We start from the raw sequence: 408 nt of genomic DNA, 5'->3' as shown, positions 1-408 counted from the left end.
TGCTGTAGGATTTACAGTTGACCGTATCGAAGACATCGATGCAGTTGTTGCAGAAGCTGTTAAACTCAACAAAGAAGGTAAAACTGTTGTGATCGATGCTCGCATCACTCCACACCGTCCACTTCCAGTAGAAGTACTTGAATTGGATCCAAAACTTCACTCAGAAGAAGCAATCAAAGACTTCAAGGAAAAATACGAAGCAGAAGAACTCGTACCATTCCGCCTCTTCTTGGAAGAAGAAGGATTGCAATCACGCGCAATTAAATAATTCCTTCGTGGAACTTAAAAAGATCGGAGCAATCCGGTCTTTTTATGGAGGATAGTAAATGAATTTAAATCAATTAGATATTATCGTTTCAGATGTTCCCCAAGTCTGTGCTGACTTGGAGCGTATTTTGGATAAAAAGC

2 pseudogenes are annotated in these 408 nt (G+C 40.0%); both read left to right on the top strand.

What is annotated here, in order from left to right:
• Positions 1-268: pseudogene (locus tag ACLNCN_RS05035) on the top strand (pyruvate oxidase); the annotation flags it as partial.
• A gap of 58 nt (positions 269-326) precedes the next feature.
• A pseudogene (locus ACLNCN_RS05030) lies at positions 327-408 on the top strand (VOC family protein); the annotation flags it as partial.

The sequence above is a fragment of the Streptococcus sp. CL8.13 genome (assembly GCF_049737895.1).
This window is presented reverse-complemented; position numbering and strand designations above follow the sequence as displayed.